Origin of the sequence: Brevundimonas naejangsanensis DSM 23858 (genome assembly GCF_000421705.1) — a bacterium.
Taxonomy (GTDB): domain Bacteria; phylum Pseudomonadota; class Alphaproteobacteria; order Caulobacterales; family Caulobacteraceae; genus Brevundimonas; species Brevundimonas naejangsanensis.
Genome location: NZ_ATXN01000002.1, coordinates 1,189,048 through 1,208,403 on the forward strand (window position 1 = coordinate 1,189,048; position 19,356 = coordinate 1,208,403).

A 19,356-nucleotide genomic window follows, 5' to 3' on the forward strand; every position below is an offset into this window, starting at 1 on the left:
AGCCTCACACGGAGCCAAAGTCGAACCATCAGCCATGGCGCCGCTTCCTGAACGGGTTGTGGTCGATGAACGACTGCTCCACCGCCCAAGCATCTACCGCCCAGGAGAGGTCGGCGATCTCAAGCCGGGCGGCGCCTCGACGAACGGCGACCTCAATCGCCGCATGCATCAGGCGGTTAACCCGCCCGACCACCCCCTTCGACACATCAAACAGTGCGGCCAGTATCTCCGGTTCGTTGAGGCCTGACTGTTGGCCGAAGATGCCCTCGTCGACCAAGACCTGATCGAGCCGAGTGACGTAGCCTGCGAACAGCTTCTGATCCCGCCCACTGCGGGCCTTCAACGGATGAAGGTCACAAGGGGGCAGCAGCCGGCCATTCAGTTGAAGGTTCCTCCTGAACATCGGAAGCGCCTCGTCCGTGCCCAGAAAGGCGATAGGGATAAGGCCTGTATCGAGCATCCCTTTGAGGGTGTCGGTTACGTCGTTCCGCAAGCCGTTCCGGTAGTTGAGATGCTGCACCTCATCGACGATGAGCAACTCCGTCCCGAACCGCTCAAAGCAGCTTAGCACTCGCCGCTTGAGCGTTAGCTCATTGCCGTAAGAGGCATATGGATCCCGAAACGCCTCAAGGATCAGGACCATCAGCTTCTTCGATGTCGTGTGCCGTTCGAGATCGACCTTAATGACCGGCACATACTCAGGCGTCCGGGGTCGACGCGTCTCGACCAAATCGACGTAGGCCTTTGCCGCAGTACTCTTGCCGGATCCCGAGGGGGCAAGGACACGCAACCCCATCTGAGGTTCTCCGCGCGTGCGCCGACCGATTTTTTGTAGGTAATCCAATCGGCCATGGAGACTGACGTGTGGCGGATAATGGATGAACACCGATCTGAAGCGGGCGACCATGTCAGCCGCCTCGTCATTGAGCTCCGCTGCGGTCCGGTTCATTGGAATGCCTCCCAATGCTCGTCACTGGAGGACGCAACGGCGGTCCAACCAGATTCGGTCGAAACCTCGGAAACCGGCTCAGCCTTCGGCACTCGCTTGGTCTTCGGCTTTCCGCCGCGTGCCGGACGGACAGGTTTGACATGGTCGTCTGTTCGTTCGGGCGCCAATGCGACGGTCGGTATGGTTGGCGCCATGCCGTCGTGCCGCGCCTCCGCGTATTCGATGCGGAGGCTTCCCTTGGCCATTGCTTCAACCTTCGGTGAAGCCAACAGACGGGCTTGGGTCCGCTTGTTCCGGGTGAGCACCCGAACCGGCGTTTCAGCCTCGATTTCCCTCCTCAGCTCGATGCGACGTCGACGCCTGTCGTCCTTCGTCGAGTCTTTCTCCTCGCGGGACCAGGCCTCGATCAGGTCGTGACGCCACTTGCAGAGCCCTTCGGCATACTCCGGGTCGGTACAGGGCAAAGCGACAAACTCGCCATTGCCCGGACACCAGATATAGATCTGGCCGAGGTTGGCAGGATTGTATTTGATCACCACCTTGGCGGTAGCAGAACCCTTCCGCTGTCCCCTTCGTGGCTCACGCCTCGCGAGATCCTCAAGCAGGCGACCCGTTATTGCTGGATCCTGGTACTGAAGATTGAAAAGGTTCACGCCAGAGCGCGTCAGAGTGGCGTCGCGGCGGGCGCCAAGCATTCGATCAAGCTGACTATCGTCACCGATCACTTGTACCCCACCCTGCTCCCGAACTTTTCGGTCCCACGCTGTCACCGGAGGTTCCCCCAAGGTGGAGTGCAGCTCCTGATGATAGATACCGATGGCGGAGATCAGGAGGTCTTCAGCCTGCTGGAGGGTGAGGACCGCATCCTTCCGCGGGTCGAGCCCCCATTCCCGCAGTTGCGCTACCGGAAAGGTCCCCCCGGGCATTTTGCGGTGCAAGCGGGTGTTCAAGGTGCCGAACAAGCGCTCGATCACAGCCTTGTAGGTCGGGGACCGCACGGGGGCCCAGCGAACACTGACGCCCATATCGATCATGGCCGACTCAAAGGAAGTTCCGGTGAACTCCCAGCCGTTGTCGACGACGATCTCGTCGAACTTCCCGTGAATGCTGACGAGCTCCGGCTTCTCAGGGAAACGGTCCCCCATCCGAATTTTGGGCCGGTTTGCGCGCTTGATGCACTCTGTGACCGAGTAGAGTGAGGGCGGTTCAAAGCTCAAAACCCAGCCAACAATGCAGCGCGTGTAAACGTCGAGGATAATCGTGAGCCAAGGCCGCCCGAGCAGCCTCCAGCCCTTGGAGTTGATGACGACGTGATAGTCGACCTGGGTGTGGTCCATAGCGCCCAGCATCAAAGGACGTTGGGAGGCCAGCCCTTGACCACAGGCCTTGAACCTTTGGTCAGCGACCTTTTTGCCGAACTTCGCAGCCACCGTTTCGTAGCATTCGATCGACCGAACATACTTTCGAAATGTCTCTTTCGCAGGCACAGGCACTGTCATCCATCTGGACGAACGCTGGCGAATCCATTTGTTCAGTGCGCCGAGATGTTCACAGAGATCGTCGTAGGCGTCGCCGAGGGACTTCTTATGGTCGGCCCAGTAGGCCGTCGCCTCCTCATGCATCCGTCGGCGCACTGATGCCGGAAGGCGATGCTTGCGCGGCACCTTCCCAGACATGTTGACCATCGCCTTCAACGGTCGCTCGCCGACGTCGCCGCGATCGGCAAGCCATCTGCGAACCGTCGTCGGCGACGGGGGTTTCTTGCCGCTGAAGAACTCTGGCTTCTTGCTCCAGACGACCGCCAATGCCTTGCGTATCCCGTCGGCGCTTCGAGAGAATGGTGCGATACGATCCAGGGAGGTGATCACTGCCAAACGGAAGGTCGCCGACGGATCGCGCGACACGATCATCTCGTAGTCGCCTCCGAAGGCGAGAGCGCCTTTTCGAACTGACGACTTCGCTTGCTTGAGGTCGATACGACGAGCCTGGCCGGCAGCGAACTGCTCCACGAGCCAAGCCGAACTAGGGCACACCAGATCGTTCTGTTCGCCCCTCACCTGCAGCGGCGCTCCGGTCCGTTCGCATCGCAGGTGGAGCAGCCCATTGCCCATCACCTGATCAAGGACATAGCGGTTCGAGCCGATGGCCCAGGTTTCACCGGCGGTCAGTCGAATAGTGTTCATTGGATTTCCTCCTGCGGCCCTTCGACCAGCGTCACGGGGGTCGAGCTGTCGGGGATGTTGGTGAGGTCGAGCCTGACGATGCGGCCGACCATCATGGCCTTCAGCTTGGCCAGGCCGCGCAGCCGTTCATCAAAGCTGTCGGCCAGCTGACCGAGTGGCAGCTGACCATGCTGGCGCAGTTGTCGGACGACCTCGAAGACCTCAGCGTCGCTGAACTTTGTGAAGGCCCATGACTGGACGTCCTCCACCGCACGATAGAAACGGGATGGCTCGGTCAGGTCGGTGCGGAACAGGATATGGAACCGCCAACCGATCCGATCGCAGATTTCGCGAACCGCCTGAAGTTTCAGCCGATACTCCGGATCTCTGAGGTCCCCGGGATCGCGCTTGATTTCGATTACTTCGACCGTTCCATCGGCACGGAGCGTAACCGCGTCCGGCAGATATGCGCGCTTGATGCCATCAACGACGAACTCGAACCGGAACGGTTGTGCCCGGTAGTCGACGACGTCGGTGTCGACTTCACAGAGCATGAAGAACGCCTTTTCGAGCATGCTCTCGTAGGGCTGCCCGCAGCCGGTTTTTCGACTGGCATAGACACCTGTTGTGATGATGCGCCGGCCGGTGACGATGGTCCTGATGGATCCGCCAGACTTCGACAAAACCATCGTAGCAGTTGCGGAAAGGCTCTCCCAAGCCTCCCTGTTTTCGTCGCAGGCCAAACCGAGTAGCGCCTCATTTAGGGGCGCTGGGTCTCTTGCGGGCGTGCCTGCCCGCGGATGAACGATGTCCATCTTGATCTCCACATTTGGGAAGTTCGCTGGGTTCAGGGCGAGCGAGGGCGTCACGCGTCTCTGAGAGAACGCGTTGACTTCTTGCGCGGTGCGGAGGATCATTTGCCAAGTCGTCGGCACAACGATTGGGGACTTGATCCTCCGACCGAGCCTTGGGTTTACGCCCGGGGCTCGCGTCGTTTCTGCGCTAAGCCACAGAATTGACGTCTGATTTTCATGGCGGTCGGGACATTGTTGCTCCTGTTTTCAGTTAGCCCGTTCGAATCTAAGGCCTAGCAGGAGGGTCTTGGAGGACTCACCGCCGGCTCGAAGAGTGTTCCAGAGCGATGAAGCGGAGTCACAGGGATTTTTTACTACGCCAACCGAGCTGCAATCGGCCGGTCAGCTAAATATATACTATGCTATATATTCTGAATGCTTACGAACGACATAGAACGGCGGTCTCATTTGAGAGCTCCGCGACCCAAAAAAGAGGCCTGATCCGACCAGCAGTTCGAAGCTTGGCCGCGCGAGCGATCGCTGACCCCATCTTGCGTCGGTTCAACTCTGCGCCATTAGCGGACGTTGACGCTCTGCCAAAAGGTGGACGTCCCCCTCCTCGGCGCAGGATCGGGCGCGCGCTACCTATGCTACACGAATCGAACGATCGGACAGGCAGCAGCTGTTAGGCACCTTCCGATAACGAGGCGCCCACCATCAGACATTGACTTGGCGACACGACCAGACCTTGAGCATGAGTGCATCATTTCGATGCCATTCCTCCGAAAAAGCTCCAGGCCTCAGGAGAGTCGTCTAGCGCCCCCGTCCACGGTTTCTCCACCAACGATGCGCCAGACGGTCGATTGGCTAGCTGCTGCGCCGAGCCGTGTGTGCCTGACAACGCCAGGTCCCGGATCAGACCAACACTGCCCCAAAGGGCAGTTTCGATCCTCACTCGTCATCGGCCACCCGAAAGCGACCGCATTCGGCGCAGCAACCAACGGAACACTAGGTCCAAGCGTAGACAGGACGCAATGCCTTTCGCTGCAACTGGTGATCGACGCTCAACCCGGACCAATCTGCAAAACCTGCGTAGCTGCCGAATTCAGCCCATGTCGCCAGCCTAGGCTCGCCACCAAAAACGGCTCTGAAGAGTGACCGCTTGTCATGAGGGCCAACATCCGGTGACGCCAGGTAATCGATGGCAATCAGATACTCTTCTGTGTCACGCCATATATCGACATCTGCTGCCAAGACTCTGTCGCGCGCGCGTTGTTTCAACATGCCGATCTCGACTTGAAATTCGCCGGCCTGCTTTCGAATGCAAAACATCAAAGTGATATAGGCGAAATAGGTCAGCCGAGGCTCGTCCAGCAGTCGCTCTAAGCAGTCCCTGAACGCGGTCGAAGCAAGGAAATCATTCCCGATAAAATGAGCCCCGCATATCAGGAGATTAAACAGCTCGACATTATCCTCCACCTTCGCCCCGTCCGAGGGTGTCTGGCGGCGGATTAGACTCGAGAGGCTGTCCGATATGAGATGGATCGCAAGATCATATTGCTCGGGGGGCATGACATCACGAGACCGTTCTACCACCTGGACAAGCTGGCAGAGTGAGTATGTCGTACGAACTCGCAGATCCACTGCGCACACGTAAAGAGCCGTCTCTAAGGCGCTTATAACCACCGATGAGTACGGATCTTGCACGTCCTGATCTGCTGTCTCGCTCATTACGTTCAAGCACCGGCTAATCAGCCGTCGGAGCCTAGACAGCAACCAGCCTGAGAGGTTGGCGAACTGGATCTCATGTTCGGCCACGATCAGTCGGATATGGTTCAGCCGCGCCCGGATGGCGCGAGCCTGCTGCGCATTCTCGTTGGAGGCCCCACCTCGACCTGCAGCCCTCTCTTCGGCAGCGTCCTGCGCTCGCATTCGCGTGACTGCCGTAGACACCTCCCGCAGCGTGGCGGCGACGTGTTCCCGCGCGATGGAAAGCCCGGACACAAATGGCCTGCGACTGGTCGCAACCTTTCTGTCGTTAACGTAGAGCTTGTAACGTTCAAGATGGTGTCGGATGCGCCCTTCGAGAAGGTCAGCATGCTCGATTGACCCCGTGAATACGAAGTAGTCATCGACGTACCGTCGAACGTCGTAATGCCGACCATGTATCAGTCCACGCTCCAGCATATCAGCCCTCACGCAATCATCAATGTCTTGGAATATGATTTCGGCAAATACTCTCGATATCTCCGGACCCACTACAATGCCATTGGTCTCGTTGTAGTTTGCCCTCTGCATCAACCCATCAAACGCGGACTCAAAACTGTATGTCGATCGATGCTCTTTCGCAAAAGACTTGTCTTTTACAGCCCACGTGATTGAATGGGTGTAAATATTGTAGAAGCATTTCGACACATCGATAGTTCGCATGACTGGGTGTCGTTCTTCTAAGCGAATGTATTCGCGAGAAGAGACGAATTTTCCCAAAAGATTGTACTTGCCATAGACGAAGTATGACGTCATGTGGGATGGGTCGGGCTCGCCTTCGGCGGCGAGCATTTGCGGAATGCCCGACCTGGACTGATCGTTTTCAACAGAAACCTCCGTCGTGAACGGAGACGCCAGTGCGGCGGGATGGCGTAGCGAAAAGTCGCCTCGGCTACAGTGCGCCAACATTCCCATCGCGTGGAGTTCGTAGAAGTCAGCCATCTCCCTTTGGAGCAGCGGGTGGACAACGCTGAGCGTCGTTGTTCGCTCGCGATCCTTGGTAATCCCGTAGTTGTACGGGATGGTGTAGGCAGGTCTTCGGACGGCTACCCGATCGAGGACATCCTGAACCGCTGCAGTTGGTGTGGTCGAGAGACCAGCGTGCAGGCGGTCATTCGAAAAGATGACCGGCAGCTCGTACGGAAGTGTTTCGGTCAGGAGCGCTCTATGCCTGAGCGACTTCTTCGACTGGTCAGACATTGCGCCATGCTTCCCGTGCCTGAGCCAGACGTTCATTGCTGAGGCGGACCAGGCGTCGGGATTTGAAGCCCAGACGGAACGAAATTCCGTCCAACAAGATCAGGTGCCGCAAGCCCATTGCGGCCCGCAGGCGAGCAGAGAATTCGCTGTGTCGGCTTCGCAATAGATGGTGAGTGAAGGTGTCCAAGGCTCCAAGCTCGGGCGGCTCGACGCAATTGTATGATCTGTGATTATAAATTCCACAGCGTCTATAGTTGTAGAATATACCGGTGCGCACACGCTTCCTTGGCCCCCAAAAACTCACGCCGTGTCTTTGGAGCTGGTGATTAGAAGAAAGCAATCGTAAGCGATCGAACAGAAGGTTAGTATTACCGTCTTTCATGAAGCGCTTCAGAGACATGATCACACGAGTCTTCAAGCGTTTGATTTTTTCAGGCGCGATGGTGACGACGATCGTTCGGGATTCTCTGCTACCGGTCCCCGACGTCGTCGAAAACCTGTAGCCGAGATAGTCGAGATGGCGGGAGTTTGACGTGCGGTCGACAAAAGCCGTCTCAGAACGCTTTTTGGCGTGAAACAGCATGCCGGTAGGCAGGGCGCCGACCATATCGTTCGCTATGCCTGCCGCGCGGTCGTAGCAGAAGACGACGATGTCATCGGAGTATCGGAAATAACGGTAGACGCCTGGCATGGCGCGCACCCGACGGTCGAACTGCTCCATCGCGAGTTCTGCGAGGACACCCGACAAACCCACTCCTCGGGGCAAGCCGAGAACGCCCGGCAAGCAATGCGCATCGAAGTATTGCTGCAAAAAGGTTCGTACGATGCGCGGGAGCGAGGTGTCGTAGACAAGCCTCTCACGAAGAGCGTCTGCGTCTATGGACTCGTAGAATGAGGTCACATCCCTCCTGATGACCGTGTATGGCGTGGCATCGAACATCGTCTCGATGACCCCGCTGACGACACGGTCCCTGTTGGGTGGCGTTATTCGGAAACGCTTGGCGATGTAGCCGGCTAAAACTCGTAATATGATTGACCGTTCATAGGATGGGTAAGTGACGCAGGGCTTGCCGCGCGCGCGTCCGCGCACAAAAGTACTGAGATCTACGGCTCGATTGCCTATGTCATCAGCGAGTTGCTCGGCAATGGCTTGGCCTTCAGCGGCAACATCGATGTCAAATCGATGGGAGTCGCCTGCGCGCATCACGCGCGATAAGGCGCGTACTGAGAATACCGACTTCAAGCCAACGCCTCCCCGCCTGACGTGCATCGGGATGGTTGATGGCGCAACCCAGCCGCGTCAAGGTAGCCTGCGCAATCGGAGACTCCGCGCCGCCGGGTGACAATGCGACGGACAGCGGACGTTCTGACATTCCGCTATGAGTCAGAACCGGCTGCTACGAGGCTTGGCGCGAAATTGCGATCGGCTCTCATGTTGAGCCACTTCTAACTGGTTTTGAGCCAGTTCTAAGTGGTCCCGACAAGGGAATGGCGACCCCGGGAGGACTCCAACCTCCGACCTCGGCTTTAGGAAAGCCTTGCTCTATGCAGCTGAGCTACGGGGCCACGCGCGTCTGCCTAAAGGAGGTTGGGGCGTCAGGGAAGCCCCTGCGAAACCTGAACGCGTGACGGCGACCGTGCGAGGGTTCGGCCTTGTGGTTAAGGCGTGTTAAGCTACTATACCTAGTATGGAACAAAGCCTGAATCGGCGAACGTCGCTGATTCGGTCATGATTCGTTTCGCCCGTGTTCCAGGGGCTGGTAAGGTTCCGCTTACCAATTCTTTTTCGTTCATATCGAGATCGCCGCGCCGCTTGTGAAAGCAGGCGGGGTTCGCCACCTTGGGCCGGTCATGAGCGACCGTTCCGCAGGCATGGCCCTTTCGCGCGTCACGGCGATCCTGGGGCCCACCAACACCGGCAAGACCCATCTGGCGGTCGAGCGGATGCTGGGTCACGCCTCGGGCATGATCGGCCTGCCGCTGCGGCTGCTGGCGCGCGAGATCTATGAGCGGATCGTCAAGCGGCGGGGGGCGGCCTCGGTCGCCCTGATCACCGGCGAGGAGAAGATCGTCCCGCCGCGTCCCGCCTTCTTCGTCTGCACGGTCGAGGCCATGCCGCTGGAGCGGTCGGTCGACTTCCTAGCGGTGGATGAGATCCAGCTGGTCGCCGATCCCGAGCGCGGCCACGTCTTTACGCAAAGACTGCTGCACGCGCGCGGCCGGTTCGAGACCATGTTCCTGGGCGCCGGGACGATGGCCCCGCTGATGCGGTCGCTGGTTCCGGATGCGGAGATCGTGACCCGCGACCGGCTGTCGATGCTGTCTTACGCGGGGTCGAAGAAGCTGACCCGCCTGCCCCGGCGCAGCGCCGTCGTCGCCTTCTCGACCGAGCAGGTCTACGCCATCGCCGAGCTGCTACGGCGTCAGAGAGGCGGGGCGGCCGTAGTCATGGGCTCGCTTTCGCCCCGCACCCGCAACGCCCAGGTCGAGCTGTTCCAGTCGGGCGAGGTGGACTTCCTGGTCGCCACCGACGCCATTGGCATGGGGCTGAACATGGACGTGGACCATGTGGCCTTTGCGGGCCTGCGGAAGTTCGACGGGCGGCGCACGCGCTGGCTGCACGCCGCGGAGATCGGCCAGATCGCCGGGCGGGCCGGGCGTCACCTGCGCGACGGCACCTTCGGCGTCACGGGCGAGGCCGAGGAACTGGACGAAGACCTGGTCGAACAGGTGGTCGATCACCGCTTCGATCCGGTCGAGGCGGCCGAGTGGCGCAGCGGGAGGCTGGATTTCGACACGCTGCCCGACCTGCTGCGCTCGCTTACGGTGACGCCGGATCGGCACGGGCTGCGGCTGACGGCGCAGGCGCTGGACGAGACCCTGCTGCGGCGCTTTGCGGTCGATGAGGACGTCAGGAAGATCGCCCGCTCACGCGGGGCCCTGATGCGGCTGTGGGAGGCGTGTCAGTTGCCCGACTTCCAGAAGACGACGCTGGACGAACACGCCCGCCTGTCGAAGGAGATCTTCACCGCCCTGACCAGTCATGGCCCTCACGGGAGGGGCGGCCGCCTGACCGAGGACTGGGTGGCGCCGCGCTTCAATGATCTGGATCGCGACGACGGCCAGATCGACCAGCTTTCGGCGCGGCTGTCTGGGGTGCGGACGCTGAGCTACATCGCCAACCGGCCCGACTGGATGGCGGGGGCGCAGGAGTGGCGCGACAGGACCAAGGCGCTGGAGGAACGGCTCAGCGACGTGCTGCACGAACGGCTGACGGCGCGTTTCGTCGATCGGCGCACGGCGGCCCTGATGCGGGCGCTGAACGTGCGCTCCGACGTGCTGGCGGGCGTGGCCGAGGACGGCGAGGTCACAGTCGAGGGCGAGGTCGTCGGTCATCTGGACGGCGTCTGCTTCACCGTCGATGCGGGCGGATCGGCGCTGGCCGACCGCGCGCTAAGGCAGGCGGCGACGCGCGCCGTGGGGCCGGAGGTGGCGCGGCGGCTTGGGCGGCTCGCGGCCGACGAGGACGCGGCTTTTTCCGTTACGCCGGACGGCGGGGTGCTGTGGAACGGGGCCCTGACCGGGCGCATCACCAACGAAGACCCCTTCTCGCCGCGCGTGCGGCTGCTGGGCGAGTTGGGGCCGGTCCCGGCGCGCGAGCGGGCCGAGCGGCGCATGGAGGCCTGGCTGGCGGGCGAGGCCGGGCGGGCGCTGAAGCCGCTGAAACGCCTGCGCCACGCGATCGAGAGCGGCGCCCTGACCGGCCTGCCGCGCGGGCTGGCGTTCCGCCTGATCGAGGCGGGCGGCCTGATCCCCCGACGCGAGGTCGAGCGCGACCTGGCGGCCCTGAGCCAGCATGAGCGGCGCACGCTGAAGACCTTCGCCATCCGCGTCGGCGCCCATTCGGTGTGGCTGCCCGGCGTGATGAAGCCGCGGGGGGCGACGCTGGCGCAGGCCTTCCTGCCGCGTGAGGCGACGAAGGGGCTGGCGGGTGAGGGCCTTCTGCCCCTGCCCGAGCCGGCGCCGTCGGCGCGCGCCCTGTCGGCGTTCGGACGCCGCGCCGTCGGCCGTTGGACCGCGCCGGTCGAGGCGCTGGAAACCTTCGCCGAGACTCAGCGCGCTGCGGGAAAGGCGCCGCTGTCGGATCAGGCGCTGAACGACCTCGGCTGGACGGCGGATCAAGCGAAGGCGATCCACGCCGCCCTGCGCACCCCGCGCGCCGAACGGGCGCCGCGCCCCGGCAAGCCCACGCCGCCGCCCAAGGATTCGCCCTTCGCCGCCCTGGCTCAACTGACCCAGCCGCCACGGCCCGCCGCCAACCCCAAGGCGGCGCGCAGGCCCCGTCGGCGTCCTCGGCGGGCCCCGTCGGGCAAGCCCGCCGAATGACCATCGAGAGCTGCCGCATCGACGTCTGGCTGTGGCGCGCCCGCTTCGCCAAGACGCGCAGTCTGGCCGCCGCCATGGTCGAGAAAGGCGCCATCCGCCTGACGCACAACGGCGTCCAGACCCGCCTCGACAAGCCCAGCCGCAGCGTCCATCCCGGCGATGAGGTGCTGTTCGCCCAGGCCGGGCGGCTGATCGCCGTGCGCGTGGTGCAGATGGGCGACCGACGCGGACCTGCGCAGGAAGCCCACGCCCTTTATGAACCGCTGGACGCGGCGGACTAACCCGCCGCCATCACGAACTCGCCCTCGATGTGCAGCTTCACCTCGTCGCCCAGGGCGGGCAGGCCGAAGGTGATGCCGAAGTCGGACCGCTTGATCGTCGCCTCACCGTCGAAACCCGCCTTGTAGCCGCCGCGCGTCGGGCCGGCCTGGTTGAACTCGACCTCCATGACCACGGGGCGCGTGACGCCGCGCAGGGTCAGGTCGCCATGGACCGTCGCCTCGTCGCGATCGTCGGCGTCGACCACGATCCGGGTCGAACGGAAGGTCGCCACCGGATGGTTGGCGGTGTCGAAGAAGTCCGCCGTCTGCAGGTGTTTGTTCAACCCGTCCGAGTTGGACGCCACGTCCGTCAGAGGAATGGTCGCGGTCAGGGTGCTGGCGGACGGGTTGGCGGGGTCCAGCTTCAGCTCGGCCTGGACGTTCACGAACTGGCCGACATAGGTGGAGAAACCCAGGTGATCGACGGACCAGGTGATCTTGCCGTGCTCCGGATCCAGCTTGTAGTCGCCGGACTGAACCTCGGACGGAACCTTGGTCAGGGCGGCCTGGGCGACGACCGCGCCCCCGGCCAGAAGGCTGAGCGCCACGCTCGCGGCGCCGATGCGGCCTATGGCGGAACGCGTGATGAAACCTTGATTGAAACGCATGGGACAGGTCTCCGGGCGGATGATGATCCGGCGTCAAGAAGAGGGAGCGCGGCCCGGCGCCGTCGAGCCTGAACAGCTTTGCATCAGCGCCTTCGGTTGACAGTTGGTTCCGACGGGGCCATTTGCCCGCCCTCGACCTCCTCGCTGCCACGGGCCCATCCGAACGCCATGACCTACATCGTCACCGACGCTTGCGTGAAATGTAAGTTCATGGACTGCGTCGAGGTGTGTCCGGTGGACTGCTTCTACGAGGGCGAAAACTTCCTGGTCATCGCCCCTGACGAATGCATCGACTGCGGCGTGTGCGAGCCTGAATGCCCCGTCGACGCCATCGTGCCCGACACCGAGGACGAACCGGACGGCAAGTGGCTGCAGGTCAACGCCGAATACGCCAAGGTCTGGCCGAACATCACGGTCAAGGGCGTGCCCCCGGCGGATCGTGAGCAGTATGAGCGCGAAACCGGCAAGTTCGAGAAGTATTTCAGCCCCAAGCCGGGCAAGGGCTCCTAAGAATCCGCCACATTGCAGTCACAATGTGCCGCTCGTCGCCGACGGCCCTGTGGATGTTTTGAGATTTCCTAATTTTATGATAGGTTCCTCCCTATTCGAAACGGGCGGTTCCGCAACTCTGCGCGCCGCCCGCATTTACGACAGAACCTCGCCGCGAGGACGGGGTCGGCCAGAGGTTCGGTGATCCTTTTTCGCGTCTGACAATGCGACCTTCCGCTCAACCGCCTGGCTTACGCCCGGCGGCGGGGTGGATTTTGCTTTCAAAGATGCGGCGGAGATCTCGCCCCTTCGGTTCGGGAAAGGAATGACATGACGAGCAAGACCGGTCTGGAATTCAAGGTTGGCGATGCGGTGGTCTATCCCGCGCATGGCGTCGGCAAGGTCGCTGCGATCGAGACTCAGGAAGTCGCCGGCATGGCGCTCGAAGTCTACGTCGTGACCTTCGAGCACGAAAAAATGACCCTGCGCGTCCCGACCAAGAAGGCCAAGACCGCCGGCCTGCGCACCCTGGCCGCCGATGACACCGTGACCAAGGCCCTGACGACCCTGAAGGGCCGCGCCCGCGTCAAGCGCACCATGTGGTCGCGCCGCGCCCAGGAATACGAAGCCAAGATCAACTCGGGCGACCTGATCTCCATCGCCGAAGTGGTCCGCGACCTGCACCGCGCCGACACCCAGCCGGAACAGTCCTATTCCGAGCGCCAGCTCTATGAATCGGCCCTGGACCGCATGGCCCGCGAAGTCGCCGCCGCCAACAAGATCGACAAGGACGCCGCCATGGCCCTGCTGGGCAAGTCGCTCAGCGCCAAGAAGCCGGTCGCCCCTGCCGCAGAAGAGGCCGAGGCCGCCTGATCTCAGGCGACCGACTGATGATAAAAAAGGCCCGGCGTCGCCGCCGGGCCTTTTTACTGTGCGGCTCTAGAAATCGACGCTCTGCTCCAGGTCGAGATCATCCTGCGTCCGCCGTTCGGCCTTGCGCGCCTGATCCGCGTCCGGCGCCACGACGGCGGCGGTCAGCCCGCCCAGAAGCCTGAGCGCCTCGGCGTTGACCAGACGATTGTATCTCACCGCCACATCCAGCGCCGTTCCGCCGTCAACCCCGACCTCATTGACGTCCATCCCGCCTTCGCGGACCAGGACGTCCGCCACACGCGCGTCGGCGCAACCTGCGGCGAAGCTCTGAACGGGCGACCAGTGCGTATAGTCGTTGGGCGCATAGGTCTGTGTCAGACGGTTGGCGATCAGCAACCGCGCCGTCGACGGCTTACACGGCGTACCCGATTGCGTGAGGTTGCTCCATATCCGCTCCGGCGCCTCGACCTTCGACAGATCCAGTCCGGCATCTAGCATCACCTGAAGAGCGTCATTGTAGCCGCTGTATACCCCACTCCTAAAGGCGTCCTCCAGGCTTTGGGGCCCCTCCACGCGCGCCGCCTCAGCGATCAGCAGGCGATAGACTTCAAAGTCCCGATCCACGGCGCGGTTCGGCAGATCTTCGTGATCCGCAGAACGATCGGGCGCCAGAAACAGGCTGGTCAGACCGGCCGGCGGATTGCCCAGATTGCCCGCCCATTTCGCCAGATTGGCGGCGCCGCGCGCTCCGGCGTCCGACAGGGCGCGCATCATGGCGACGTCGCCGCGCTCGGCCGCACGCTGCAGCAGCGACTGATCGTGCCGCAGCGCCTGTTCATAGCCGTTGGCCGTCGCAATGGCGTCCGCGCGGGCCTTCAGACTGCCGCCATAGGCGATGCGCTCACGCTCCGGCGCATAGGTCGGCGTCAGGTTCGCCCCGCGCTTCAACAGGGCCTGCACCATCTCCAGACTGCCGCTGTCGACCGCGACGGCCAGTTGGCTGCCCTTCCCCCGTTCGCGCAGATCCGCCGCCTCGGCGACCAGACGCGCAAACTCGGGCTCGTTTCCACCGCGTATCGCCGCATGAAGCGCCTGACGCCTGCGCCCCGCCTCCTCCACGCAAACCAGCAGGCCCTCGATATCCCCGGCCCGCGCCCTGTCGGCGCAACCTGCCAGCGCGTCGAGAGGCAGCAGATTGAGGTCCGCCCCATAGTCCCAGAGGAAGGTCAGGGCCTCCATCTGGCCGCCCTCGGCCGCCGCGCGCCAGGCGGTGGCTTCGGCCTCGGATCGCGCCGCCTCTGCGCCATGATGCAGGACATAGGGCGCAACCAGATCAGGCCGCTGGGCAAGCAGGCGCTTCAGCACCTCGCCGCCCCTTGAGCCCGGATAGCCGACATGAGGCAACAACCGCGCCGCTACGGCCTCATCCCTCGCCGCGGCCGCCGTCAGGAAGGCGCCCGCCAGATCGCCTGTGCTGTCGATCGTCGCCAGCCGCCCTTGCGCCGCCTGCTGGTCCAGAAGATCAAAGGCGCCCGCCTGGATCAGCAAACCGGCCCAGGAACAGCCCGAGTTTGTGAACGGTTCGGGCGGCGCCTCATAGAACCCGATACGGCACGCGCCGGTCGAACCCTCCATCACGGCGCCGGCCTCGATAAGGCGATGCGCCAGTTCAACGCGCTTCTGGCTGAGCGCCCGCGCCAGCGGCAGCCCTTCATCGCGGCCCGCCGAGGGATCATTGCGCGGGTCCGCCCCTGCCGCCAGCAGGGCCATGGCCATGGGCTCGTCCTCACGGCGCATCGCCCAGCCCAGCGCCGTCACGCCCAGGGCATCCGGCGCGTTCACGTCCTGACCGGCCGGGACCTCCGACAGGCGCGCCAGGTCGCCGCTGCGCGCCGCATGGGCCCAGTTCGCCACGGCGCCCTCGTAACGCTCCGCCGGACCGACCATGGTTTCGGCGCAGACATCGGCGTAGGCGAAAGCCGGATCCGTCACCATGGCGCGATTATAGGCGGCGATGAAGCCGACGGCGGCGCTGGTGTGCTGGCTGTCGCCGGGCATGATCACGTCCTGGTTGACGTGCCATTTGCCGATCATGTCGCGCGTCCAGACCGTGCAGGAAACGCCGGGCAGGCTCCAGCCCATCGGCATGGGGCCGATATGATTGAACCCGCCCAGGCGGAAATCCCCCCTCGCCGCCGCCTCTTTCGCCTCTCGCGCTGGATCACGAGCGTTCAGGCGCGCAATCTTCTGCGCCAGAATCTGACAGCGTTCATTCTCGTCGCAATCCGGTAGTGGGCGGTCTCCCCATGGCCGCGACTCGTCCCAAAGACTGCGGAGAATGGCGTATCGTTCTTCGCCGCCGCAGATCGCTTCGGCCTCTCGCTGCCGCCGCTCAAAGGCCTCAAGGTTCCCATCCTCGTCATAGAGGACCGCCAGAAAGGCCTCCAGGCCCCGATCCGGTTCGCGTTTCAGCACGCTGACGCACTCGTCGGCCCGGCGGATGGCGAGGCGCAGAGAGGCGTCCCCCGGAACATTGATCAGGGCTGTCCGGCCGGGCGCGCCGTTAACGCCGGGGATATATTGGGTGATCGTCGTCGGGGCCGCCCGCGACAGCGCCTGCTTCTTCAGGGTTTCAGCTTCCGCCAGCTCGACGGGCGCCCCGCGCAATCCCTCTGCCTTGACGATCGAAAGCGCTGCCTGGGCGCCGGCGTCCCCATTGGCCGCCTGGCGGCTCAGATCATCCATGCGCGTGGAAAAGGCCCGCATCAGCGGATCGCCCGCCACCGCCGCCTCGAAAGGGGTCAGGGCCGCCCCTGCGCCGCACCCCGCCGTCACCAGCGCTGATGACGTCGCCAGAATACGCAAGAACAGTCGCACCGTGTCACCCCCCCCCGAACGTGACAGCGTTCTACCATTCTTTTTTCATGCGCCGACAATGAAACGCGCGCCGTCAGCTTCAGGACACGGTGTCGAGGCGTTAGAAATACTCCGCTCCGGCCGGGCATTGGGCGGCCAGACGCCGCGCCGTGATGCTGGCGGGAATGTAGGGGGTGCCGCGCGCCAGTTGGGCGCCGCCGTTGAAGCGGAAGGCCTGTTCTTCATAGGTGCCGTTCAGGCGCACATTGATGCGGCGGCCCTTGTGATCCTGGCAACTGCCTTCAAAGCGGGCCTTGCCGTCGCCGACCTGGCGGGTCGGATAGGTGCACCGCCATTTGCGCGTCGACAGACCGCCGAAGAAACGGTTGATCTCGCTGGGACGGACGCACTTCTGCTCCGTGTCGCGCGAACCCATCACGCTGGTGGTGTACTCCCAATAGCCGGGCAGGACCTCGGATTGGGCGGCCGACTGGGCCTGGGGCGCCGACGCGGGCGCGGCCAGCATCACAGCGCCCGCGACCATGGGGGCCGCGACAGCCATCAGCTTGGCCAGGTGGGGCAGGGTCTTCATGGATTTGCCGTTCATGGGACTCATCATGGGGTTCTCTATATAGTCACGGCTTGAACGGCTGCTGAACAAAGGCGATCCCTCGCCTTCACAATGACTCAGCGCCAGCCGCGCGACGACCGCACGACGACCGCACGACGACTCTGGCCTTGACGCGCGATGATTCATTCCTCTATACGGCCCCCTCTCGCGCAGGCCTCCTTGGCTTGCCGCGCCCCTGTTTCATGCGTCCGCGCCCGTATTGCGGATGTGACCTTGAGGATCTTCAGATGTCGCGTCGCTGCGAACTCACCGGTATCGGCCCGATGGTCGGCAATCACGTGAGCCACTCCAACATCAAGACCAAGCGTCGTTTCCTGCCGTCGCTGAAGACGGTCAAGGTTCAGTCGGACGCTCTGGGCCAAACCTTCTCGCTGCGTATCTCGAACGCCGCCCTGCGCACCCTGGACTTCAAGGGCGGCCTGGACGCCTTTATCGTCAAGGCCCGCGACGAGCAGCTGTCGATCGCCGCCCTGCGCATCAAGCGTCAGGTCCGCGCCAAGCTGGCCGAGCAAGCCGCCGCCTGATCGGCGTCGACTGACGGATTTTGAAGAGGCCGGTGGAAACACCGGCCTTTTTCTTTTAAGCGCGCTCCCGCTACCCTCACGGCTCGTCCAGCCGGAGCCTCAGCCTTGCGTCCTCTCGCCGCCCTCATCCTGACCACGACCCTGCTGTCGTGGCCCGCTGTCGCGCAGGAGGCCGCGCGCGAAACCTCCGCCTTCACCCTGTCCAGCGGCACGCCGCGCACGCCTGAACAACTAGCCCTGCGTTTCGACAAGGCGGACCTGTCCTTCAAACTGCTCCCTGAGACGCAGTCGCTGGAAGGCGTCGCCGTTCTGGACTTCACCGCCACAGCGCCGACGGCGGCGGTCGTGGTCGAGTTGGACGCCGCATTCGCCATCGCCGCCGTCACCGTGGACGGTCAGGCCGTCGCCGACTGGTCCAATCCCGAGGGGCGGCTGACCATTCCCCTGCCCCGCGCCCTGGCTGCGGGTGAGACGGCCAGCGTCCGCATCGCCTATTCCGGCCGGCCGCATCAGGCCCAGCGCGCCCCCTGGGACGGCGGCTTCGTCTGGACGACAACGCCCGACGGCCAGCCGTGGGTCGCCAGCGCGGTTCAGGGCGAGGGCTGCGACCTGTTCTGGCCCTGCATCGACCATCCGCAGGGCGAGCCGGAGCGCGTTGACCTGCATATCACCGTGCCCTCTGCCCTCAGCGCCCCCGCTAATGGCCGTTTCCTGGGCAAGACCGACAACGGCGACGGCACGACCACCTGGAACTGGACCACGCGCCAGCCCGACACCTACGCCATCAGCCTGAACATCGGCCCCTATGTTGAGATGGCCGCCGACTATCAAAGCCGGTTCGGCAATGTGATTCCCATGCGTTTCTGGCGGCTGGCATCCGCTGACCCGGCCAAGGCGCAGCGTCTGTTCGACGAATTCCCGCAGATGCTCGACTTCTATGAGGCGACGATCGGCCCCTTCCCCTTCGGCGACGAGAAGATGGGCGTGGTCGAGACGCCGCACCTGGGCATGGAGCACCAGACCATCAACGCTTACGGCAACGGCTATAAGCTGGACGGCAAGGGCTACGACTGGCTGCTGCAGCACGAACTGGCGCACGAATGGTTCGGCAATCAGCTGACCAACGCCGACTGGGACGACATGTGGCTGCACGAAGGGTTCGGCACCTACATGCAGCCCCTCTACGCCCGCTGGCTGAACGGCGAACGGGCCATGCAGGCCGAGCTCCAGACCATGCGGCTGACCCTGGCCAACCGCTTCCCCGTGGTGTCAGGCAGGCCGCAGGACGCGGCCACCGTCTATGACGACAAGACCGGCCCGGCGCTGGACCTCTATTACAAGGGCGCACTGATCGCCCACACCCTGCGCCTCTTCATCGGCGACGACGCCTTCTATGAGAGCCTGCGCCGCCTGGTCTACGGCCGCCCCGATCCGCAGCCGGGGAACTTTCGGCCCCGCTACGCCACGACGCCGGATTATGTCGCCATCGTCAATGAAGTAACCGGCCGCGACATGGGCTGGTTCTTCGACGCCTACCTCTATCAGGCCACTCTGCCCGATCTGGTCATGACACGGCAGGGCGAGCAGGTGACGCTGGAGTGGAAGACCGGAAACAGCCGCCCCTTCCCCCTGCCGGTCGAGGTCGAGGTCGACGGCGAATTGCTCTCTCTGCCCATGACCAACAGCCGCGCAATCTTCACCGCTCCTGCGCGCGCGCACATCCTCCTAGACCCCGGCTCAAAAGTGCTGAGGCGGCTGGAGTATCTGGAGCGGTGGAAGGCATCGTAAGCGAGATCT

14 protein-coding genes and 1 tRNA gene are annotated in these 19,356 nt (G+C 63.3%); 6 read left to right on the forward strand and 9 right to left on the reverse strand.

Features of this window, described 5'->3' with window-relative positions; genetic code table 11:
* Nucleotides 1–28 precede the first annotated feature (28 nt).
* From H556_RS0105995 to H556_RS0106020, 6 genes are all read right to left on the reverse strand, one after another.
* Nucleotides 29–949 (reverse strand): TniB family NTP-binding protein, encoded by a 921-nt coding sequence (locus tag H556_RS0105995; RefSeq protein WP_024353579.1) that lies wholly within the window; start codon nucleotides 947–949, stop codon nucleotides 29–31.
* Nucleotides 946–3,132, reverse strand: a complete 2,187-nt coding sequence (locus tag H556_RS0106000; protein ID WP_024353580.1) for a Mu transposase C-terminal domain-containing protein — start codon at nucleotides 3,130–3,132, stop codon at nucleotides 946–948. Before H556_RS0106000 ends, H556_RS0105995 begins: the two co-directional genes overlap by 4 nt.
* Nucleotides 3,129–4,028 carry a TnsA endonuclease N-terminal domain-containing protein gene (locus H556_RS16030; protein ID WP_081650889.1) on the reverse strand — a complete coding sequence of 300 codons (900 nt, stop codon included), beginning with the start codon at nucleotides 4,026–4,028 and terminating at the stop codon, nucleotides 3,129–3,131. The genes H556_RS0106000 and H556_RS16030 overlap by 4 nt, the downstream gene beginning before the upstream one ends.
* Before the next feature lie 885 nt (nucleotides 4,029–4,913).
* The gene (gene drt3b, locus H556_RS0106010; RefSeq protein ID WP_024353582.1) at nucleotides 4,914–6,872 is read right to left on the reverse strand and encodes an antiviral reverse transcriptase Drt3b; all 1,959 of its coding nucleotides are present in this window, start codon (nucleotides 6,870–6,872) and stop codon (nucleotides 4,914–4,916) included.
* The gene (gene drt3a, locus H556_RS0106015; RefSeq protein WP_162140900.1) at nucleotides 6,865–8,115 is read right to left on the reverse strand and encodes an antiviral reverse transcriptase Drt3a; all 1,251 of its coding nucleotides are present in this window, start codon (nucleotides 8,113–8,115) and stop codon (nucleotides 6,865–6,867) included. Before drt3a ends, drt3b begins: the two co-directional genes overlap by 8 nt.
* 246 nt (nucleotides 8,116–8,361) lie before the next feature.
* Nucleotides 8,362–8,438, reverse strand: a tRNA-Arg gene (locus H556_RS0106020).
* A gap of 285 nt (nucleotides 8,439–8,723) precedes the next feature.
* Between H556_RS0106020 and H556_RS0106025 the strand changes: the two genes are divergently transcribed.
* Entirely contained in the window at nucleotides 8,724–11,258 is a 2,535-nt protein-coding gene (locus tag H556_RS0106025; protein WP_024353584.1) for a helicase-related protein, read from the forward strand.
* Nucleotides 11,255–11,539 (forward strand): RNA-binding S4 domain-containing protein, encoded by a 285-nt coding sequence (locus H556_RS0106030; protein ID WP_029673250.1) that lies wholly within the window; start codon nucleotides 11,255–11,257, stop codon nucleotides 11,537–11,539. The genes H556_RS0106025 and H556_RS0106030 overlap by 4 nt, the downstream gene beginning before the upstream one ends.
* On the opposite strand, the gene H556_RS0106035 is transcribed toward H556_RS0106030, so the two are convergent.
* Nucleotides 11,536–12,186 (reverse strand): YceI family protein, encoded by a 651-nt coding sequence (locus H556_RS0106035; protein WP_029673251.1) that lies wholly within the window; start codon nucleotides 12,184–12,186, stop codon nucleotides 11,536–11,538. The genes H556_RS0106030 and H556_RS0106035 overlap by 4 nt on opposite strands.
* 168 nt (nucleotides 12,187–12,354) lie before the next feature.
* Here H556_RS0106035 and fdxA point away from each other — a divergent pair, with 168 nt between their 5' ends.
* Nucleotides 12,355–12,696 (forward strand): ferredoxin FdxA, encoded by a 342-nt coding sequence (gene fdxA, locus H556_RS0106040; protein WP_003166185.1) that lies wholly within the window; start codon nucleotides 12,355–12,357, stop codon nucleotides 12,694–12,696.
* 309 nt (nucleotides 12,697–13,005) lie between these two features.
* Nucleotides 13,006–13,548, forward strand: coding sequence for a CarD family transcriptional regulator (locus tag H556_RS0106045; RefSeq protein ID WP_024353585.1), 543 nt, complete (start codon nucleotides 13,006–13,008; stop codon nucleotides 13,546–13,548).
* Nucleotides 13,549–13,614: 66 nt separating this feature from the next.
* Here H556_RS0106045 and H556_RS0106050 read toward each other — a convergent pair whose 3' ends face one another.
* A complete protein-coding gene (locus H556_RS0106050; protein WP_035302749.1) occupies nucleotides 13,615–16,425 on the reverse strand; it encodes an ankyrin repeat domain-containing protein in 2,811 nt (936 codons plus the stop codon).
* A gap of 100 nt (nucleotides 16,426–16,525) precedes the next feature.
* Entirely contained in the window at nucleotides 16,526–17,011 is a 486-nt protein-coding gene (locus H556_RS0106055; protein WP_233551947.1) for a DUF3617 domain-containing protein, read from the reverse strand.
* 251 nt (nucleotides 17,012–17,262) lie between these two features.
* Here H556_RS0106055 and rpmB point away from each other — a divergent pair, with 251 nt between their 5' ends.
* Nucleotides 17,263–17,559, forward strand: a complete 297-nt coding sequence (gene rpmB / locus H556_RS0106060; RefSeq protein ID WP_003170390.1) for a 50S ribosomal protein L28 — start codon at nucleotides 17,263–17,265, stop codon at nucleotides 17,557–17,559.
* A 105-nt stretch (nucleotides 17,560–17,664) separates the two neighbouring features.
* Nucleotides 17,665–19,347 (forward strand): M1 family metallopeptidase, encoded by a 1,683-nt coding sequence (locus H556_RS0106065; RefSeq protein ID WP_029673252.1) that lies wholly within the window; start codon nucleotides 17,665–17,667, stop codon nucleotides 19,345–19,347.
* The last annotated feature ends 9 nt before the right edge of the window (nucleotides 19,348–19,356 follow it).